Source organism: Pseudomonadota bacterium, from assembly GCA_023229365.1.
Classification (GTDB): Bacteria; Myxococcota_A; Polyangia; order JAAYKL01; family JAAYKL01; genus JALNZK01.
This window is the reverse complement of record JALNZK010000008.1, coordinates 88,199-106,165: the sequence shown is the minus strand read 5'-3', so window position 1 is coordinate 106,165 and position 17,967 is coordinate 88,199. Positions and strand designations below refer to the sequence as shown.

Here is a 17,967-nt window from a genome sequence, read left to right as displayed (position 1 = left end):
GGGCGCCAATCGCCGCCGGTGGAGTACTGGCCCGGCGGGAAGTCGACGAAGAGGTAGCAGTAGCCGTCCGGATCCACGTGCTGCGTGACGACGATCTCCGCGGGGGTCTTGAGCTCCATGACGAGATCCACCCGCTTGGCGTGGCGCTTCAGGTACGCGGTCCGCAGCGGCGTGTTGAAGTTCACGGTGACGAGCGGGTTGCGGTTGTTGTCGAGGTGCACGCGCGTCTCCTTGAACTGGAGCTGCACGCGGTTCTTCTTCGTGATCTTCTCGAACGCGAGCTCCTTGGTCGTCTGAAGGAACAGGCGCGAGCCGCCGTCCGGCCGCATGAGGAACCCCGGCCACGTGATCCAGTTGCCGGGCTTGCCCTTGACCTCTTCGACGCGCGGGAGCTGGTTGCCCAACCCCGGGACCGTCCCGTGGTACGACTGCGCGAGGACGAGCCCCTGCGCGGAGCCCTCGCCCTCCTTCGCGTCGCGCCACTCGGCCTGCGTCTGCGCGAGCGCAGTGGTGACGGCGATCGCCGCGAACGCGGCGCACGCCGTGATGACAAGGAGCTTGCACGGAGCCATGAGAGACCTCCTCTTTGGGGAGATCATACCACCACGGCCCACCTGGAGAAAAAAACGGTCAGAATCCCAGCAGCCGCTCGAGCGCCTCGACCTTCGCCCGGACCATGTTGTCCTCGGCGAGCATCCTCTCGACCTTGCGGCACGCGGCGAGCGCCGTCGTGTGATCCTTGCCTCCGAACTGCTGGCCGATCTCCGGGAACGAGCTCCTGAGCCCCTTGCGGCACAGGTACATCGCGACCTGCCGCGGCAGCGAGACCGAGCGGTGGCGACGGCTCCCCCGCATGTCCGAGAGCGAGATGTTGAAGTGCTTGCACACGGCCTGCTGCACCGTCTCCACGCTGAGCGCGGACTGGTGGAGGGCGATGACGCGCTTCAAAGTCTCCTTCGCGAACTCGAGATCGATGGGTCGCCCCTCGAGCGACGCGTGCGCGGCGAGGTTGATGAGCGAGCCCTCGAGCTCGCGGATGTTCGTCTTGATCGAGCTCCCGAGGAACAGCGCGACGTCGCCGGGCAGCTCGATCCGCTCGTCCTCCGCCTTCCGGTTCAGGATCGCGAGACGGGTCTCGAGCTCCGGCGCCTGGATGTCGGCGATGAGCCCCCACTGGAACCGCGAGCGCAGCCGCTCCTCGAGATCCGGGATCTCCTGCGGGTACTTGTCGGACGTGAGGACGATCTGCTTCCCGTCCTCGTACAGGGAGTTGAACGTGTGGAAGAACTCGTCCTGCGTCCCGTCCTTGCCGGCGATGAACTGGATGTCGTCCACGAGCAGGACGTCGCACCACTTGCGGTACTTGCGCCGGAACACGTCCATTTTGTTCGTCCGCAGCGAGGTGATGAACTCGTTCACGAACTCCTCGGACGAGATGTACATGACGACCTTGTTCGCCGACTTCGCGCGCACCGCGTTGCCGATCGCGTGCATCAGGTGCGTCTTGCCGAGCCCCACGCCGCCGTAGATGAAGAGCGGGTTGTACGTCGAGGCGTTCCGCTCGACGATCGCGATGGACGCCGCGTGCGGGAGCTGGTTCGACGTCCCGACGACGAAGTTCGAGAACGTGTACTTCGGGTTCAGCCGCGAGTCCAGGGACGGGATCCGGCGGCTCGGCGTCGCCTCCCTCTCCTCGGGGGCGGTCGCGCCACCCTCCAGAGGACGGCACACGACCTCGATCTCCACCTCGACGCGCCGCCCGAGCTCAGCGTGCAGCGCGTCGCGGATGAGCTCCACGTAGTTGTTGGTCAGCCACTCCTTGAAGAAGTTGTTGGGAACGCCGAGCGTGACCCGATCCTCGCCGATGCCGGTCGCCACGATCGGCGCGAACCAGGTCTCGAAGACCTGCGCGCTCAGTTTTCCGCGGATCGCGGCCAGTGCATTTCCCCACTGTTGCATCTTCACCCTTGTCATTTAACAGATGGACAACACCTTTTTCACAGGGTTGTTCACATCTGTACGCCCGCCCAGTAACCTCGATTGCCTACGTCATCCCCACCGCAGAAAGATCCGACTCGCACCGCTCAGCCAATAATGAAAGGTGTTATCGCCCAACGACGGCGTTCGTAACAGATCTTTTCGCTCGCGGACAACAGAAAAAATGCGGTCTCTCGCCATGTTCGCGTGGTGCCTCGTTTTTTTCTTATTCACAGATCGTTCGCGAACGTCTTCGAAAAATCGTGGCGGTCGGAGGCCGCGCGTTCAATCCGTAACCAAACGTAATTATTGCTATTATTTCCCGGTGTCGGTTGTTGTTTATTTGTTAATATGCAATTTGTTTAATTGTCATCTGCCCGGGCCGAAACGGGTCACTCATGGCGCTTTCTCCTGCGGCTTTCCGTCATTCGGAGCGGTCTCGCCTGATGGTTTGTCCGCGCGCCGTGGCAATCCGTTCAGGTTCGCGAAGGCCAGGGCGGGAATTGGACTTCGCTCTGGCGAATTGGATAGTCTGCTGTCATGTCGATCTCGAACCCCAGCTTGTCGCCTCCGCGCGTCGCGGCCGCTGCGCTCGCGGCTGCGCTGTTCCTCTCGTTCGCGTCGACCGCGCGCGCCGAGGAGCCGCTGTTCGGCACGTCCCCGCTCCTCGACCCACGCGCTCTCGGGCTCGCGGGCGCCCTCTGCGCGACTCCGTCCAGCGCCTCGGGCTTGTACCTGAACCCGGCGACGATCGCCATGGCGCCGGTCTACCACATCTCCCTGGGGTACCAGTTCGCGCGCGAGCAGAACGCGAACCTGCACACGGCGGGCGGCGCGATCGTCGACTCGATCACCTCCTCCACGATCGGCGCCGGGCTCTCGCTGAACTACCTGCGCGCCAACGAGAGCCGGAGGGACTTCGAGTCGTGGGACGCACGGCTCGCGGTGGCGGGGAACATCAAGGACACCTTCTTCATCGGCGCGACCGGCCGGTACCTTCGCGTCGAGAGCGATCTCGAGAGGGGCGACCGGGGGCCGAACGGCCGGCCCGCGCTGCCGTCGTCGGGCTCGCAGCAGATGGACGGCCTGACCTTCGACGCCGGGGCGGGGCTCAGGCTCGCGAATATCGTCTCGATCGGCGTCGCCGGCTACAACCTCTCGAACCCCGGGAGCGCCTACGCGCCGCTCTCGTTGGGCAGCGGCGTCGGGGTCACCCTGTTCGAAATGCTCCTCATCGAGGCCGATGCCGTCTTCGACTTCACGAGCCACGACGAAGTCGGCACGGAGATACGGAGCGCTGTGGAGCTGTTCCTCGCGGGCCGTGTCCCGCTCCGCGTCGGTTACGCGTACGACGTCTACTACGACATCAACACCATCGCCGCGGGCATCGGCTACGTCGATCCCAGCTTCGGCGTCGACATCGGCTTCCAGAAGGACCTCACGGACGGCGGGCGTTTCGCGCTCGCCCTCGGGCTGCGGATCTTCATCGGTTGACCCGGGGATCAGTCGAGCGGGGTCAGGCGGAGCGGCGCGACGAGCTCCACCTCCCCCCCCGAAGGCGGCGGGAACCGCATGCCCTCGAGCACCTCCGAGAGGCACCGCTTGAGATCGGGCCACTCCTCGACGCCGGCGACGCTCGATCTCCCGACGCGGCCGTTCACCCCGACCCGCAGCCGCGCGGTCACGGACAGGGCCTCGAGCCCGGGGGATCTCTTCAGCGCGGTCTCGTAGCATGCGCGCAACCTGTCCGTGTTCGCGCGCAGCACGTCCCGGACGGCCTGCTTGGGCATGGTCCCGGTCGGGCGGTCCAGATCCAGGAGCGGCGCGTCGCCCGCGTCGGGCCCCCGTGACGCCGGGAGCCGGGTCCACGCGCCCGCGACCGCGACGCCCTGGCCCGCCTTTGCCCGCAGGCCCTCGAAGGCCGCGAGCTCGAGGAAGTCGCCGCCCGTCGCCACGCGCAGCGGGCCGTCGAGCGCGCGGAGTTCGAGCACGCCGTCCACTATCAGGATCTCGGCCGAGCCCGAGGTGACGGTGAGCTCCGCGTGCGCGGCGAGCACCACGAGCTCCTGCGGCATCGCCCCCTCGGATACGTCGATCCGGTACCCGCCCGACCTCAAGCGGATCGTCGGGCGCCACTCGTCGAGCGATGCGACCTCGAGCCGCGCGGGCCCCGCCTCGTCCACGGCGATGTCGTCCCCGAGCGCCAGCCGGGCGCCCCCGGACGCTCCGCACTCGACCGCGTCGCCCTCGGCGACGGCCGCGCCGCTGCCCGGCGAGCCCGCGCCGAACCTCTCCAGAACCGCCGCCGCGAGGGGCGCGCGGGCGAAAATCCGCGGCGTCGTGGCGCCCCCCCCCGGGGCGTCCGCGAGGGCGGGCCCCGCCTCGTCCGCCTGCCTGCCGACGACGATCGCGAGGACGACGAGGAGCGCCGCCGCGAGCGACAGGCCGGCCGGCGCGAGCGACCATCCGGCGGCAGGCCGGGGAACCGTCGCGTCCCGGACGGAGCGCGCGACCAGCGCCTCCACCCTGTCCCAATCCGGCGGCGACGGCGCGCACGCGTCGCGGGCGGCGGTCCGCACGGCGATCACCCGGGCGAGCCGGGCCGCACAGAACGGGCAGATCGCGAGGTGCTCCCCGCGCCTCCTGGAAAGCCTCCCGTCCATCGCGGCGTAGAGCTCGCGCTCGTCGAGGCAGCGCGTCATCCCCTGGCCTCCCCGGCGGCGAGGTCGGCGAACGCGGCCTCCCTCGATATCTCCCGGTAGAACTCCTTGCGCGCGTAGAAGAGCCGGGTGCGCACCGTCAGCGACGACGCGCCGACGATCTCGGCGATCTCGTTCGACGTGTACCCCTCGAAATCGGAGAGCACGAGCACGATCCGCTTCTTGGGCGACAGCCTCGCCAGCGCGCGCTCGACGGCGACCTTGCGATCGCGCAGCGAGGCGTCGTCCTCCGGGCTCTGCGAGGTCGTCCTGGTCTCGATCGAGAGATCCTCGGCGGGCGTCGCGTCCACGAGCTGCAGCCGGACCCGGCGCCCCTTGCGCCGAATGTGCTGGAACGTGACGTTGACGGCGATCCTGTGGATCCAGGTGGAGAGCTTCGCGTCCCCCCTGAAGCCGCCGAGCGACAGGTAGACCTGCGTGAAGACGTCCTGCAGGAGCTCCTCCCGATCGGCCTCGCCCTCGATCATCCTGGCGACCACCGCGTAGACGGGCTGCCGATGGCGGACGTACAGCTCCCGAAACGCGGTCGCGTCGCCGGCGGCCGCGCGCGCCGCGATCTCCCGATCCGCGAGGTGGAGCTCCTCGCCGCCTGGCACCATCATGTCGCCCATCAGCAGTGCTATCGCCGCGTCGGTCATACCCGTATCCTCGCTTCGATACGTGGGTTGCCGGCCGGCGGCCCTTCGTTCAACGTCCAGACAAGATAGCGCGAACCCGGCTTGACCCCAACTCGCTCCCGTAAAAAGATGCCGACCATGGGGGACGGGGGACATCTCTCTCCAGAGACGGCGGTCCCGGGGAACCGGGTCACGCTGCTCGAGGACGGCGAGGAGGCCTACCCGGCCATGCTCGAGGCGATCGCCTCCGCCCGGCAGACGATCCTCATGGACAGCTACATCTTCAACGACGACAAGGCCGGCCGCCTCTTCGCGGACGCGCTCGCCGAACGCGCCGGCGCCGGGGTCCAGGTGCACCTCACGGTCGACGGCGTCGGCACGATCAACGTCCCCGACGAGTTCTTCGCCGATCTCGCGCGGTCGAACGTCGCGGTCTTGGAGTACCGGCCGGTCGCGCCGTGGCGCCTCGGGTGGGGTCTTCTGCGGAGGAACCACCGGAAGCTGCTCGTCGTCGACGGCCGCATCGGCTTCGTCGGGGGGATCAACATCGGCGACAACTGGCTGCCGCAGCGCCTCGGCGGCCGGGGATGGCACGACATCCACGTCCGGATCGAGGGGCCGGCGGTGACGACCCTCTCCCGCCTCGCGCTGGCGACGTGGCTGAGCCGCACGGGCCTCGCGCCGAACCCCAGGCTGTTCTCGCAGGGCGCCGAGGCGGTCGGCGACACGCACGTGAGCATCGTCGGCTCGAGCGAGCGCAAGAAGCGCCGCCCCATTCGCTCCGCGTACCTTCGCGCCATCAAGCACGCGAAGCGGTACGTCTACATCGCGAACGCGTACTTCATCCCGGACCGGGGCCTTCGGCGAGCCCTGCGCAACGCGGTGCGGCGCGGCGTCGACGTGCGTGTCATGGTCCCGGCCGACGGGGACATCCTCCCGGCGCAGCTCGCGAGCCAGGCGCTCCTGGGCCACGCCCTGAGATCGGGGCTGCGCGTCTTCCGCTGGCAGGGCGCGATGCTCCACGCCAAGACCGCCGTGATCGACGACGAGTGGGCGACCGTCGGCAGCTTCAACCTCGATCACCGCTCGTGGTCGATGAACCTCGAGGTGAACGTCATCGTCCCGGAGGCGGAGTTCGCGACGGAGCTTCGCGAGATCTTCGAGCGCGACGAGACGCGCTGCGTCGAGCTGGCGCGAGAGACGTGGCGCGCGCGCCCGCTGTGGAAGCGGCTCATCGAGCGGTTTTTCTTCCTCTTTCACAGGTGGATGTGAAACAATTTCCAGCCATGAAACGAAGGACCCGGCTCGCCGCCATCCTCTGTGCGGCGCTCGCGGCGGCGCCCTTGCAGGTGGCCTCCCAGGAGGCGGCGCCGGAAGCGCCGGAAGCACCGGAAGCGCCCGAGCCGCCGGCACCGGCCCTCCCGATCCCGCTCTCCATCACGGCGAGCGGCGGCGTGTCCCTCGGAGGCTACCAGGCCGGGTTCCTCTACTACCTCACCGAGGCCATCAAGCTCAACCCGGACCTGTTCCAGCCCAAGATCCTGACCGGCTCTTCCGCCGGGACGATCAACTCGATCATCGCGCTCATCGCCCTGGGCAACCCGCCCGAGCCCGACCCCCGGGAGAGCCTGTTCTTTTCGTCGTGGACCACGCTCCGCTACGACGATCTCATCGACGTCGACAACGCCCCGCCGCTGGCGCTCTCCTCGCGCCGGGCGATGGAGAAGATGTCCGAGCGGCTCGAGGACGAGTGGGTGGAAGGGTTCGAGAGGTCCCTCGACATCGTCGTCGGGGCGGCGGCCACCCGCGTCGTGGGCAGGTCGGTGGGCGTCGGCGAAGGGCTCGCCGTTCCGCGGCAGGAGGAGAAGTTCGTGTTCCGGGTCCGCGGCCGGGGCAAGGACGCCGCCCCGCTGGTGACGAACTACGTCGACCAGACGTGGGGGGTGGAGCAGCCGCTCCTGCCGTTCGCCGAGCCGAACGTCTCGAGCGCCCGATCGGCCGCGGCGGACTTCGCCGTGGTCAAGCAGATCATGTTCGCCTCCTCGGCGTTCCCGCTCGCGTTCCCGCCGCAGAAGGTCGGCTTCTGCATGACGAGCCCGGAGATCCGGGATCCCGAGTACCTGGCGGCGTTCCGCGACTGCCCGGAGCCCCGGTACAAGACCGACTTCATGGACGGCAGCATGTTCGATCGCAACCCCATCGGACTCGCGCACCGCACCGCGCGCGCGGGCCTTTTCGAGAGCCGCGGCGAGTCCCCGGGCGCCCAGTGGCGGCCCATGCCCGACCTGCGCAGCGGGACGCTCCCCGCGGACGTGCTCTTCCTGTACCTGGACTCGGAGCACACCTCGTACCCGGAGGCGACCCGCGAGAAGTCGACGGAGCACATCGAGGCGCTCTTCCCGGCGTTCGGCGCCTACTCCCAGGAGTACGTCCGCGCGGCCCAGGCCAAGGAGCTCTACACCCTCGTCGACGAGAACCCCCACATCCGCGATCAGCTCGAGATCACGTTCCGCGATCTGCCCTCCGCGAGCGGACTCCTGTTCAACTTCTTCGGCTTCTTCGACCGCCAGTTCCGCGTCTTCGACTTCTACCTCGGCATGCACGACGCGCGGCGGTACCTGCTCGAGACCATCGCCCCGCGGGTCCGCAAGGCCGCGGCCGGGGAGGTGGAGATCGCGCTCCCGGAGGACGCCGTCGGGCGGCGCGGCGTCGACTCCTGGGGGCCGTTCTTCTGCCTCCGGGACGTGGTCGACGGGGACGCCAGGTTCCAGGGCGCGTGCATGGCGAGGGACCTCCAGGACTTCCGCATCCTCCTCCAGGTCGCCCTCGACCGCCTCTACGACCAGTGCCGCGCGCTCGAGCCGGACGAGACGATCGATCACCTCCACTGCAGGCGCGCCATGGACGGGGAGGAGCCGCCGCGGGTGCACGGGCCAAAGCCGGAGGACGCGGGCTCCTGGAAGGCGCTGCCCGACGAGACGAGCTTCCAGCACACCCTGCGCCTCCTCCAGGAGTACGACTTCTGGTTCCGCGATCTCGGGCTGGATCGCGACGAGTCGTGGCTCGCGATGTCCGCGATCCGGGAGGAGCTCGCGGGCGACCTCGACGCGCTCGTCAAGAAGCTGCCGCCGCGGGAGCGGATGATCCTGCGCACCTTCGGCAAGCCGGCGCTGAACTTCTTCAAGTACCAGCCGCCGCAGGCGATCATCTACCTCGCGGCCGGCATGGGCACCGAGGTCGGGACGAGCCTGACCGGCCGCCTCGTCCCGACGCGCTGGGTCCGCTTCAACCTCGCGCTCCAGACCCGGGGCCTGAGCCAGCTCATCTCCCCCGCGAAGAACGTGTGGGCCTTCACGCCGCTGCTCGGGCTCGAGCTCGAGATCCCGCAGCTGAGCAACGCGGCGTTCCAATTCAGGCTCGGCGCGCGCGTCGGCTTCCAGTTCAGCACGGGCGATCGCTTCCGGCAGCGCGACTGCGACTTCGGCGACTTCGACGACGACGCGGCGCAGTGCTCGGCGCCCCTGGGCCAGGCGCTCGTCGTCCTCAGCTTCTACGAGCGCATCCGCGTCCAGGGCGGCCTCGAGTGGTTCCCCTACTTCTTCTCCCCGATGAGCGATAGGAACGAGAACGCGTGGAACGGCTTCATCGAGGTCGGCTGGCAGTGGATCTCGCCGTTCTGAGGCCCACGTCCAGGAGGTTTCACGGAAGATGTCAGCCCAAGGCAAGTTCGATCCGAACCCCCTCATCGCCGCCGATCTCGGTCTCGCCCTCGAGCGCGTGGCGGCGGCGGTCGCGCTGCTCTCGGCGGGGAACACGGTGCCGTTCGTCGCGCGCTACCGCAAGGAGCAGACCCAGAGCCTGGACGAGATCCAGATCCGGGCGATCCTGGAGCGCCACTCCTACCTCGTGGAGCTCGAGCAGCGGCGCGAGGCGATCCTCGCCTCCATCGCCGACCAGGGCCGGCTGACCGACGAGCTGGCGGCCCGGATCCGCGCCTGCGGGACGAAGGCCGGCCTCGAGGATCTCTACCTCCCGTACAAGCCCAAGCGCCGCACCCGGGCCACGATCGCGCGCGAGCGAGGCCTCACCCCTCTCGCCGAGCTGATCCTGGCGCAACCCAGAGGCGGGGACCCGCGCGCGGAGGCCGCGGCGTTCGTCGCGCCGGACAAGGGTGTGGCGGACGTCGACGCGGCGCTCGCCGGGGCGCGGGACATCGCCGCCGAGGTGACGACCGAGAGGCCCGACGTCCGTGGGAAAGTGCGCAAGGCGTTCGCCGAAGGCGGCGTCCTCGTCTCCCGGGTCGTCGAGGGGAAGGAGGGGAGCGGCGCCAAGTTCAAGGACTACTTCGACTTCTCCGAGCCGGTGACGAGGATCCCGTCGCACCGGTACCTCGCGATCCGCCGTGGCGAGCGCGAGGAGGTGCTCCGCGCCGCCGTGCGAGTGGACGAAACGCCGCTCCTCGAGAGCCTGCGGCAGACGATCGGCGTCGACGCGCGGTCGCCGTTCGCCGCGGAGCTCACGGCCGCGTTCACCGACGGGTTCCATCGGCTGCTCGCGCCGAGCGTCGAGAGCGACGTGCGCGTCGAGCTGAAGCTCGCGGCGGACAAGGCGGCGGTGGAGGTGTTCGCCGACAACCTCCGCGCGCTGCTGCTCGCTCCCCCGCTCGGCGGGAAGCCGGTCGTCGGCGTGGATCCGGGGCTGCGTACCGGCTGCAAGTGCGCCGCCGTGAGCGCCACCGGCGGCTACGTCGAGCACATGACGTTCAGCACCGTGGCCGGGGAGCGCGCGCTGGAGGCGGGAAAGGCGGGGCTCGCGGCGTTCATCCGCCGCCACGCCCCGGCGGCCGTCGCGGTCGGGAACGGGACCGGCGGCCGCGAGGCGGAGGAGCTCATCCGCGGCGCCCTCGTCGAGACGGGGCAGTCGTCGGTGATCGTCGTCCCGGTCAGCGAGGCCGGCGCCAGCGTCTACAGCGCGTCGGAGCTCGCCGGGCAGGAGCTCCAGGAGCTGGACCTGACGATCCGCGGCGCGGTCTCCATCGCGCGCCGCCTCCAGGATCCGCTCGCCGAGCTCGTGAAGATCGAGCCCAAGGCGATCGGCGTCGGGCAGTACCAGCACGACGTCTACCAGCCGCTCTTGTCGCGAAAGCTCGACGAGGTGGTCGAGAGCTGCGTCAACGGGGTGGGGGTGGAGCTCAACACGGCGAGCCCCGCCCTCCTGTCCCGCGTCGCCGGGATCGGGCCGAAGACCGCGGTCGCGATCGTGGCGCACCGGGCCGAGAACGGCGCCTTCGCGAGCCGCCGCCAGCTCCTCGCCGTGAAGGGGATCGGCGCCAAGGCGTTCGAACAGTGCGCGGGCTTCCTCCGCATCCGGGGCGGCGAGCACCCGCTCGACGCGTCCGCCGTGCACCCCGAGCGCTACGACCTCGTCGGCCGGATGGCGCGCGACCTCGGCGTCAAGGTGGGCAGCCTCGTCGGGGATGCGGAAGCGGTCGGCAGGATCGCCGTCGGAGACTACGCAGGTGACGGCGTCGGCGAACCGACCTTGCGCGACATCCTCGAGGAGCTGCGCAAGCCCGGCCGCGATCCGCGCAAGGAGTTCGTCGCCCCGGCGTTCCGGGAGGACGTGCGGACCATCCGGGACCTCTCGGTCGGAATGGAGCTCGACGGCGTCGTGACGAACGTCACCAAGTTCGGCGCGTTCGTCGACGTGGGTGTCCATCGCGACGGGCTCGTGCACGTCTCGCAGCTCGCCGACAGGTTCGTCGGCGACCCGAGCGAGGTCGTGCACGCGGGTGACCGGATTCGGGTCCGGGTGCTCGAGATCGATCTCGCCCGGGAGCGCATCTCGTTCACGGCGAAGAGCGCGGCGCCGCCGAAGGACGCTGCGCGGAGCACGAAGCCCGGCGCGCCGCAGCCGTCGCCTCCGTCGCCGAAGCGACAGGGAGGCAAGCAGCCCGGCTTCTCCTACAACCCGTTCGCCGACATCCTGAAGAAGTGAGCCGTGCCGGTCAGGGTCAGGCGGGAAATTGCCACAGGACGCTATGCCTCATCTCAGAGAGCTTTTCGCAATCATGATATAGTCGCCCCATCACGGGGGTGGAGAATGATTCCAGAAAGAGGTCGTTCCACGTTGCCGTCGGCACGGGCGTTGATCGCTTTGCTCGCTTTGGTCCTTTTCGTCCCTTGTGTCGCTTCTCTCATCGGCTGTTCCAGCGAGAAAAGACGCCCGAGTGACGCAAGCGACGTGGATTCCGATACCGACACCGATACCGACACGGACTCCGATACCGACACAGACACGGACACGGACACCGACACCGACACCGATACCGACACGGATACCGACACAGACGCGGACACGGATACGGACACAGACATGGACACTGATACCGACACGGACTCCGAAACGGACTCCGACTCCGACTCAGACACCGAAACGGACACTGACTCCGACACCGAAACGGACTGTTACGTCGGAGGCTACACAATCGTGGACAGCTCGGACGTGGCCTTCCTGGAGCCGTACCCGTGCATCACCGGTTCCCTGTCGGTCACCTCGACCGAGCTCACGAGCGCGAGCCTGCCGTATCTCGAGTCGATTGGCGGAAACCTCCGCGTTGAGGACAACGACGGCCTGACGAGCCTGGACCTCGGCGCCCTCTACTCGGTCGGCGGCTTGATGTACATCAAGAACAACACCGTCCTGACGAGCCTGGACCTCGGTGTGCTCACCTCGGTGGAAGAGGTCGTGGACATCTACAACAACATCGCCCTGACGAGCCTGGACCTCGGCGCCCTCACCACGGCGAACGGGAGCCTGCGCATCGACGAGAACACCGCCTTGACGAACCTGGATCTCGGCACGCTCACATCGGTGGGCTGGACCTTGAGCATCTGGCACAACGACGCTCTGACAAACCTCGACGGACTCGGCGCGCTCGCCTCGGTGACCACGGACTTGAACATATGGTACAACGACAGCCTGACGAACCTGGACGGGCTGAACGTGCTCGACTCGGTCGGCGGGGTCCTGAGCATCTCCGGCAATGATGTTCTCACCAGCCTGGGCGGTTTGAACGCGCTGACCACCGTGGGCGGCATCCTGGCCATTTCGGAGAACGGCGTCCTGACCAGCATGACCGGGCTCACCGCGCTCACCTCGGTGGGCGAGACCTTCTACATCCAGAACAACTCCACGCTGACGGGGCTGGACGGGCTGGGTGCGCTCACCTCGGTGAACGGGGACCTGCGCGTCACCGGCAACTACGATCTCGCCAACCTCGACGGATTGAGCGCCCTGTATCACGTGGGCGGGAGCGTTTTCGTTGAGGAGAGCAACCAATTGACGGGCCTCGCGGGACTAGACGCTCTCACTTCGCTGGGCGATGGCCTGTACGTTAGCGACAACTCCAACCTGACAAACTTGGACGGGTTAGGTGCGCTCAGCTCGATGGTTGGATATCTGTACATCTACTCCAACGCAGCGCTGACGAACCTGGGCGGGCTGGGCGCACTGTCATCGATAGGTGGGGGCGTTAAAATCCATTCCAACGCTGCCCTGACGAGCTTGGACGGTCTGGGCTCCCTGACCTCGGTGGGCGGGAGCACGAGCCTGATCCAGATCTACGACAATATCGTGCTGCCCCAGTGCGAGGCGTGCGACCTGCTCGACCAGCTCATCGGGTTCTCGGGGTTCTTCCTTTGCTATGGCAATCAGGCGGACATCTGCACCGACACCTGCGCCTGATCGGAGCAACCAGTCCGACCACCGCACCAATGCGGGCCACATCGTCCCGTCCTGTAATTGCGGAACGAACCCGAGATCGGGAGTGCTACGGCTCTTCCTCGTACTTGCTCACGTCGAAGGGGATCCACAGGATCTTGAGCTCCTTGGTGGCCCCCTGCCCCAATTCTGGATCGCGTACTCTTTCCAGTGCGCCGGCCAGGGCCGTGCGATTGAAGAGCATGAAACCCGCTGGAGGCTTCTGCATGTCTTCTCGAGACGACTCCCCCCGACAAAACATGTGCAAAAAGTTTCGAATGAACCCTGATCAAACTGTTTGAGGGTCTTGTAAATCTTCCCGAAACACCTCCCCGACAAAAAAAGTATGCAAAAAGTTTCGATCGAGGGCTGATCAAACTGTTTGATCGTCCTTCAAAGAACGATCACTGGACATAAAAACTGTTGGAGGCTCCAAAAAAGTTTCTCGAAACGTCTTCCCCCATGCGTGCTCAGTTAAGCCGCAACCATCGGATATCGCTTGAGAAAGTTTGTTGATAAAAGGGCCTCTGACTGGCGAAAAACGGTTGCTACACCCACGCCAGGGAGGCCCCACATGAACGGTACGATTCTGCTCGAGACCTTGCAAGATCTTCTTCCCGACGACGTGATCGAGGCGGCGGCAAGCGACCTGGGCGTGGTGCAGCGCGAGCGAAAGCTCGACGTCGCGCGGCTCGTAGCGTCGCTCGTTCTGTCCAACGGCAGCGACGACATCGGCGTGCTCGCCGAGGCGCACCGTCGTTACAACAGCGGCTCGGACGACCGCGTCGTGCGCGGCGCGTTCTACTCCTGGCTCGACGACGAGCTGGCGCGGCTGATGGAGCGCCTGCTCCGGCGCGCGCTCGACTCCGTCGCGACATTGCCGACACTCCTGCCCGGCATCCTCGGCGCTGGTGTCACGGACTGGCGCGTCTTCGACTCCGAGACGGTCACGCTGCGCCCCGCGCTCGCCGACGTCTTCCCGGCCAGCGGCAGCCCGGCCGGAGTCAAGGTGCACAAGGAGCTGTCGCTCGGCCGCGGCTGCATGATCGATTACCACCTGAGCCCGGCGCGCGAGCACGACAGCCCGCACCTCGTCGTCGACGACCGCTACCGCGGCATGGGGCTGCTCGTCGACCTCGGCTACGTCAGCCTGAAGCGCATCCGCGATTGCGACGAGAGCGGCGTCCGTTACGTCGTGCGGCTCAAGGAGAATTGGAAGCCGCGCATCGTGGCCATTCACCGCGGCGACGTGCGATGCGAGATCTGCCCCGAGGCCGACCTCGACCTCACCCTCGCCGACGAGCGGATCGCGCTCGACGGCAGGTGCGTCGACGCGACGGTGGTGCTCGGCAAGGGAGAGAAGGCGGTCACGGCGAGGCTCGTGATGATCCCCGGCCCCGAGGGCTACCTCATCTACCTGACCAACCTGCCGCGCGACTCGCACGGCCCGAAGCAGGTCGGCGACCTGTACCGCCTGCGCTGGGAGATCGAGGGCGACAATAAGATCGACAAGTCCGGCGCGCAGCTCGACCAGATCCGCGCGACGACCGAGAGCTCGGTGCGCATCCAGCTCTCTGCGAAGCTGCTGCACACGCTGCTCGTCGACGTCCTCGTGCACCGCGACAACATCGAGCGTGCCCTTGAGAGGCGAGTGCGGCGCGCGCCGCTGCACAAGCTTTCGCTTTCGTACGCGATCCGCACGCGTCACGCGGCCCTGGTCGCCGCGCTGCTCGCGTCGGCGACGCCCGGCGAGTGGGAGCGCATCGCGCTCGATCTCGCCGAGGACGCACGCGACCCGAACTGGCGCCGCCGCCCGTCCGTGCTCGACCACCTGCTGGGATTGACGGCACCGCGCGGCCGACCGCGACGAAAGAAACTCCGCGACTGCCGCCCCTCGGCGGCCTCGTATCGAAATCGCGGGATCGAGCGGAGAATACATCATGAGGCTAACTGATCACGCATGCGTCTTCCCCATAAAAAATGTATGCAAAAAGTTTCGGATGAACCCTCCTCAAACTGTTTGAGGGTCCTGAAAAGTTTCTCGAAACGCCTTCCCCACAAAAAATGTATGCAAAAAGTTTCGGATGAACAGTACGCGCCGTGGAAAACATATCACAAGAGGAAGGACAACAGACTCGCGCGAGCGCTCCGGGCAACGGGTGAACAGGCACAGGACGCGTTTGTCGAAGCGTCTCCGCCGTCCGTCTCACCGGAGTCCGCATCGCCGCTGTCGACCCCGGCGTCACCGGTCCCGGCGTCGTCCGTCAAAGGATAGTCGCTCACCGTGACTCGCCGCGTCACCACCCTCCAGACGTGGGGGAGCTCCATCACGTGCGCAAGGACGAGCCCCTCCGCGCCGCCGGCGAGCGCCGGCATCCAGCCTTCCCCCGAGGGCTCCAGCGCTATCGGCTCTCCGTCGACGACCTCTCCAGCGCCGTTCACGCGGACCGCTTCCAGATCGGGTTTCGTCCCGTCGGCTCCGCGGCACGCCCAGACGACCAGGACCCCCTCGCCGTCGGTGGCGATGGCCGGAGGGCTGGTCGCGTCTCCGGCCGGGCACGCTCCCAGCGTCCGACAGCAGGAAACCTCGCGCGTGAGCAGATCCATGTCGGCGAGCATCACCTCCGTCGAGTCGCGCCAAGCGACGAACGCGGTGTCTCCGAGGACGGTCGCCCGAGGAACCGATGTCGAATACGTGTCGCCTCCCCAACCCAGGTGGATGGGAGTCGCCTCTTCGGGTGTCTCCGATTCGGCATCCATGAGGAACGCCACTACCTCCATCATGGCGCCGCCCCAGTCCAGCAGCACGGAGAGAAACCCGTTCCCAGTCCACGCGAGGTCGCCGTTCAACGTGTAGCCGTCGGTCCTCCCGACGAGGAACGGCTCCGGGGACAGGATCTCGCCGCTCGCGGCATCCACCCGGACCCCGAAAATGCCCTCTGTCCAGCTGTAGTCCTCCTCGTGGCGGACGTCGTCAACGGTGACGAGGTACTCATCGCCCCCCGGGCGCGCGGCGACCTTCGGGTTGTGGCCCTCGTACACGGTCGGGATCTCGAACGCGCCGCCGGGGTCGAGCTGCCCGGTCGCCCCGTTCACCAGGGCCCCCCAGATCCCGCGAACGGAAGCGGCCTCGGTCGGCTCCGTTTCCCAGACGACCAGGTAGTTGAAGCCGTTGGAGGCGACCGCCGGATCCCTCTGATCGCCCGCGCCCGTCCCGATGGGGAGCGCGTACGGATCCAGCGAGACGCCTCCCGTGTCCAACCGGGCGCCGTAGATGTCGAAGTCGCCCGACTCCGGGCTCCGGCCGTCCATCCACACGAGCAGGTCGTGCTCTCCTCCCTTGGCCAGCGCCGGGCGAAGCTCGCTGTTGTTCCGCTCCGCGACGTCCATCCCGTCCGGTGTCACGACCCCGCCGTCGAGATCCAAGAACGCGCCACGGATCTCCCCGCCGTAGTAGTACGGCTCGCCTTCTCCCTGCCACTCGACGAAGAACCGATCGCCGCTCGCCCGCGCCCTGGGGACGTCGGAGGCGAGGACACCCTCCGACATGACGGTGCTCGCGGCAGAGAGCGGCGCGCCGGTTTCGCGATCCAGAAGGAGCGCCTTCACCGAGCTCGTCTCCTCGTCCGACGATTCCGGCCCAGCGCAAACCGCCAGGTAACGATCCCCGACGCGAGCGAGCGCTTCGTCGCATCTGGCCGAATGCAAGAACGCGTCCACGGCGCTCTCGTTCAGGAGAGCGCCCGTCTGCGCGTCGAGCACGTACGCAGCCCCGAACGAGAACGTCCCAAACAATGAACCCGCTTCGGAGACCGCACAGAAGAGCGCGAACCGCTCCCCGTCCTCGCCGATGGACACGCTCTCCGAGGGGTTGATGACGATCAGCTCACCCCAGAGGTCCGACCCGACGAAGTTCTCGTACTCGGCGACGAGGAAGCTCGACTCGAGAGAGCTCGATTCGAGATCGAACAGATCCGAGTAAATGCGAAACGTGTACTGGTAGTAGCCCGTGTTCTCCATGAGGAGGTACGAGACGAGGAGCCGATCGCCCGAGCGGGCGGCCGACATCAAGTACGGGTACGGGTACTCGTCCGGCAGGGAGAGAAGCAGCGTCGGGCCGTCCCCCCGGGCCGTGAGGTCGTCCGGGTCGAGCGTCGCCATGAACAACGACTCCTCGTCGAACCACAGTAGGACGGCGCCGTCTTCTCCGGCGAGGATCGCGTCGACCCTGCTCACGCCGACGGCGGGATCGCCGGCGAACGTCACCGTGTTCTCGGCCAGGATCTCCCCGGTCTCCCCGTCGATCCGCACCGCCCGCGCAGGGAGGTACTCTCCGGGAGAGCCCGCGAGGGGCGAGCTCCAGAGGACGTAGTAGTCCCCGCCGACCGAGACGGCCTCCATCCAGGACGCCTCGCCCGCGTTCAGGTCGCCGTCGAGCAGTGTTTCGATCGCGTCTGCGTTCGGCGAGAAGAGCCGATAGGAGACGCCCGAATACGGCGGCTCGTACTCGGTGAACACGACGTGCTCCGTCACCCAGGCCTCGAGAAACGTCGTCCCGTTCGACGCGAGGCGCGGCTCGTCGAAGCGGTCCAGGCCCGCGTGGGAGATCGGCGTGTCCGCGGCGGCCGGGGGCTCCAGATCCACGGGCTCTCCCAGCGCCGAACCGAGAAGAGCCAACTGCGAGAGCGCGCCGAGAAGGGTCGCGAAGAGTCGACCGACGATCCGGAGCCGTCGGCCGTCATCCCGAACCGCATCGTGCATCGGCATCGAGCTTCGGAGGCGCGCCATCGCCTTCACCTCTTCGAAGATACTACCACCAATGCGAGAGTGCGTATGGCTCCGGTGTCGGACGGAAGAGCAGCTCAGGGCTCTTCCTCGTTCGGGTGATCTTG

At 67.4% G+C, this 17,967-nt stretch carries 11 protein-coding genes and 1 pseudogene; 6 read left to right on the top strand and 6 right to left on the bottom strand.

The features are described from left to right. The coding region (locus tag M0R80_06910; GenBank protein MCK9459353.1) for a hypothetical protein at nt 1–572 on the bottom strand (572 nt) is incomplete at its 3' end. Between the two features lie 58 nt (nt 573–630). Then, nucleotides 631–1,974 (bottom strand): chromosomal replication initiator protein DnaA, encoded by a 1,344-nt coding sequence (dnaA, locus tag M0R80_06905; protein MCK9459352.1) that lies wholly within the window; start codon nt 1,972–1,974, stop codon nt 631–633. Between the two features lie 543 nt (nt 1,975–2,517). Between dnaA and M0R80_06900 the strand changes: the two genes are divergently transcribed. Continuing rightward, nucleotides 2,518–3,471, top strand: a complete 954-nt coding sequence (locus M0R80_06900; GenBank protein ID MCK9459351.1) for a hypothetical protein — start codon at nt 2,518–2,520, stop codon at nt 3,469–3,471. Between the two features lie 8 nt (nt 3,472–3,479). On the opposite strand, the gene M0R80_06895 is transcribed toward M0R80_06900, so the two are convergent. Together M0R80_06895 and M0R80_06890 are read right to left on the bottom strand one after the other, a co-directional pair. After that, nucleotides 3,480–4,679, bottom strand: a complete 1,200-nt coding sequence (locus tag M0R80_06895; GenBank protein ID MCK9459350.1) for an AgmX/PglI C-terminal domain-containing protein — start codon at nt 4,677–4,679, stop codon at nt 3,480–3,482. Beyond that, nucleotides 4,676–5,335 (bottom strand): sigma-70 family RNA polymerase sigma factor, encoded by a 660-nt coding sequence (locus M0R80_06890; GenBank protein ID MCK9459349.1) that lies wholly within the window; start codon nt 5,333–5,335, stop codon nt 4,676–4,678. The genes M0R80_06895 and M0R80_06890 overlap by 4 nt, the downstream gene beginning before the upstream one ends. A 108-nt stretch (nt 5,336–5,443) precedes the next feature. Here M0R80_06890 and M0R80_06885 point away from each other — a divergent pair, with 108 nt between their 5' ends. The 4 genes and pseudogenes from M0R80_06885 to M0R80_06870 all read left to right on the top strand — a co-directional run bounded on the left by M0R80_06885 (nt 5,444) and on the right by M0R80_06870 (nt 11,771). Further along, on the top strand, nt 5,444–6,586 hold the full coding sequence (locus M0R80_06885; protein ID MCK9459348.1) for a phospholipase D-like domain-containing protein: 1,143 nt from the start codon (nt 5,444–5,446) through the stop codon (nt 6,584–6,586). A gap of 14 nt (nt 6,587–6,600) precedes the next feature. Further along, nucleotides 6,601–8,994: a patatin-like phospholipase family protein gene (locus tag M0R80_06880; protein MCK9459347.1), complete on the top strand. Its 2,394-nt coding sequence runs from the start codon at nt 6,601–6,603 to the stop codon at nt 8,992–8,994. Between the two features lie 28 nt (nt 8,995–9,022). Then, a complete protein-coding gene (locus M0R80_06875) occupies nt 9,023–11,311 on the top strand; it encodes an RNA-binding transcriptional accessory protein (protein MCK9459346.1) in 2,289 nt (762 codons plus the stop codon). 253 nt (nt 11,312–11,564) lie between these two features. Beyond that, nucleotides 11,565–11,771: pseudogene (locus M0R80_06870) on the top strand (hypothetical protein). Nucleotides 11,772–13,145: 1,374 nt separating this feature from the next. Here the strand turns inward: M0R80_06870 and M0R80_06865 are convergent. Further along, nucleotides 13,146–13,304, bottom strand: coding sequence for a hypothetical protein (locus M0R80_06865; protein MCK9459345.1), 159 nt, complete (start codon nt 13,302–13,304; stop codon nt 13,146–13,148). Nucleotides 13,305–13,649: 345 nt separating this feature from the next. Between M0R80_06865 and M0R80_06860 the strand changes: the two genes are divergently transcribed. Beyond that, nucleotides 13,650–15,029: an IS4 family transposase gene (locus M0R80_06860; protein MCK9459344.1), complete on the top strand. Its 1,380-nt coding sequence runs from the start codon at nt 13,650–13,652 to the stop codon at nt 15,027–15,029. A 158-nt stretch (nt 15,030–15,187) separates the two neighbouring features. Here M0R80_06860 and M0R80_06855 read toward each other — a convergent pair whose 3' ends face one another. After that, entirely contained in the window at nt 15,188–17,863 is a 2,676-nt protein-coding gene (locus tag M0R80_06855; protein MCK9459343.1) for a hypothetical protein, read from the bottom strand. Between the last annotated feature and the right edge of the window lie 104 nt (nt 17,864–17,967).